Raw genomic sequence first — 3,211 nt, forward strand, 5'->3', positions numbered from 1 at the left:
GCGCAGACCCGCTTCTACCTCGTGACGCAACCAGGAGGCCTGGTCATGCCCGTCGGGCACCGGGAAGACCGGCATCCGGTCGCGCGGCGCCCACACATCGGCATAGGAGCTGACCCGCTCGGCGATCAGCAGAGTCGAGTCGCAGGCCCCGGCAACCTGGTTATCCCAGATCCCTCGCATCTCGGCCGCCGACTTCAAGTAGTAGCCGTCGCCGTCGAACTTGAACCGGTTCGGATCCGACAGCGTCTTGCCGGTCTGCACACATAGCAGCGCCTCGTGGTTGTGCGCGGCGTCGCGGGTGACGTAATGGCAGTCGTTGGTGGCCAGCGGCGGGATGTTCAGCGTGCGGCCGATCTCGAGCAACCCGTCGCGGACTCGACGCTCGATGTCCAGCCCGTGGTCCATCAACTCCAGGAAGTAGTTCTCGGCCCCGAAAATCTCCCGCCACTTGGCGGCGGACTCGAGCGCTTCGCGGCGCTGCCCGAGCCGCAGCCGGGTCTGCACCTCCCCGGAGGGGCAGCCGGTGGTGGCGATGATGCCGGCCGCGTGCTCGGCGATCAGCTCGGCATCCATCCGCGACCACTTGCCCAGCTGACCCTCGAAAGAAGCCAACGACGACAGCTTGAACAGGTTTCGCAGGCCGGTGGCGTTCTCGGCGACCATCGTCAGGTGGGTGTAGGAGCCGCTGCCGGACACGTCGTCGCTCTTCTGCCCCGGGTCACCCCACAGGATGCGGCGAGTATCAAAACGGGTACCGGGAGCGACGTACGCCTCGACGCCGATGATCGGTTTGATACCCGCCGCCGTGGCGGCGTTGTAGAACTCGCTGGCGCCGAACATGTTGCCGTGGTCGGTCATCCCGATCGCCGACATCTCCAGCCGCTGCGCCTCGGCCAGCATCGGCGCGATCTTCGCGGCACCGTCCAACATCGAGTACTCGGTGTGGTTATGCAGGTGCACGAAGGACGCGCGATGAGCGCTTGCGCCAAGAGCGGACGGATCAGTCATAGAGACGCCAGTCTATGGCCGTGCACCGACGCATCTCCGGCGTGTCGCAGAGTGTGTCTTGCTGCCCTGCCAACTCACGAGCGAAGCGCGACGATGTCGGAATCGGCGCCGTCAGCGACGTCGGTCTGCGACGCGTGCCGGCCCGTACCCAGATCGTGCGCAGTGTCGTCCGGCGCTTCGGACGTTGATTCGGAGTCGGACTTAGGTGATTTAGCCAGCCGTTCTGTTCGGCGATGCGGTGAGCGCGGCGGTAACCGTGATGGCCACCAGTTCGCCTGCCCGACCAGCACGGCGATGGCGGGCACGGTGATGGTGCGTACCAGGAAGGTGTCCAACAGAAGCCCGGTGCCGATAATGAAACCTGACTGGACCAAGGTGCTGATGCTGGCGAACAACAGACCGAACATCGAGGCGGCGAAAATGACACCCGCAGCCGTGATCACACCACCCGTCGAGCCCACCGTGCGGATGACCCCGGACCGGATGCCGTACGGAGACTCTTCCCGAAGCCTCGAGATGAGCAGCAAGTTGTAATCGGCACCCATTGCGACCAACACGATGAAAGTCAGTCCCGGGACGCTCCACGTCAATCCCTGGTGGAATATGAATTGAAAGACGATGACGCCCACACCAAGTGCCGACAAGTATGAGATCACCACCGAAGCTATCAGGTATAGCGGCGCGACAATGGCACGTAGCAGCGCGACCAAAATCAGGAACACAATCAGAATGGTCATGCCGATGATGAGTCGGATGTCCTGGTTGTAATAGGCACGCGTGTCTCGGAGCATCGCGGTGACTCCGGATGCTGATATCGAGGCGTTCGCCAGCGTGGCATCCGGTTGAGCCCCCCGAGCGGCATCGACGATCTGATGAATCTGATTCATGCCATCGGTGCCGAAAGGGTTGAGTTTGGTTTGCACCAAGTACCGCGCAGTGTGCCCATCAGGCGAGATGAACGACGTCAACGCATAGGTCAACCCGCCCGCTATATGTGTGGTTTGGTGGGTCAGCGCCTTTACCCCGTCGACCAGCTGCCGAATCGCTTCGGCGAAGGTATGTGGATCGTGCTGCGGGACAGGCTGGCGATCCTTCACGTCGTCGGGGTCGCCGATACCCATCGCCCGCAGGTCGTTGGCGGCGTTATCGAGTATTTGGCGCACACTCTGCGACGCCGCCTCGATGGTGTCCGCATCTGGCAGGGACTGCAGCTTTTCAGCAAAACCAGAGATCTTCTGGAGCGCTCCACCGTCGCTCGCGGTGGTAGCACCGACGTCCAGCACCGTCACCGGCGCGGCGTTGAGGGTGTTGGCGATCTCTGCGACGTCGAGGGACATCGCGAAGCCGAGCGCACGCACGGTGCTGATGAACATGGCGGCGTCGTCGACTTCCCCGGCCGGCTTGCCTTGTTCGCCCTCCTCGGACGATCCGCTGTCCAAATTGGCGAGGGGGTACAGCATGCCGGCCACGTTGGCGAACGCGTCAGTCCCACTGCCTGATTCGGCGTCGGCGCTGGCCGCAAAAGCGGAACCGTTGGATGGGCCGTTTGCGGCGCCGCCAACAGCAGAAGTTTGATCGGTCGATTTTCCGGTGGGTGGAGGGGCACCTCGGATCGTCGCGATACCGGGCAGTTGCTTCACCCGCTGCGCCATCTGCTTGAGGTCGGCAAGGGCTGCCGGATCCCGCAAGTCGCGTGGTGATTGCACGACGAGATACTCAGGGATGGTGGCGTTCAACGGAAAATGTTGGGCCAGCGTGGCGTATCCGACAGCGCTCTCGACGGACTTCGGAAGTGTTTTGCTGTCGTCGTAGTTGTAGCGGGCCAAAGTTGCGCAGCCGGCAAGAATGATCAGCACCGTAAGGCTGGCGAGCAGATGGGTCACGGGTCGGCGCACGATGCGTATTCCCGAGCGCCGCCAAAAGCGGGTGGTGAGGTCGCGGCGCGGCATGATCCAACCGCGAGGTCCGGCGAGGACGAGCAGGGCCGGGAGAAAAGTCAGGGCGGCCAGGAGCGCCACCCCAATAGAAATGGCCAGCGCCGGCCCGACTGTTCTAAAGGCTCCCAAATGGGTGAAGATCATCCCGAGAAAGGTGATCGATACGGTGGCCGCGGACCCGGCGATCACTTTGCCGATAGACGTCAACGCCTTCCGGACTGCCTGATTCGAATCCAAGCCGAGCCGCAAATAGTCGTGATAACGGC

2 protein-coding genes are annotated in these 3,211 nt (G+C 63.0%); both read right to left on the reverse strand.

All coding sequences use genetic code 11. From position 1 onward, the window contains the following. The coding region (locus WAN71_RS21910) for a PHP domain-containing protein (protein ID WP_422227341.1) at positions 1 to 1,008 on the reverse strand (1,008 nt) is incomplete at its 3' end. Between the two features lie 74 nt (positions 1,009 to 1,082). Beyond that, on the reverse strand, positions 1,083 to 3,211 hold a 2,129-nt coding region (locus WAN71_RS21915), incomplete at its 5' end, for an MMPL family transporter (protein ID WP_422227342.1).

It is taken from the genome of Mycobacterium sp., assembly GCF_049280035.1.
Classification (GTDB): domain Bacteria; phylum Actinomycetota; class Actinomycetes; order Mycobacteriales; family Mycobacteriaceae; genus Mycobacterium.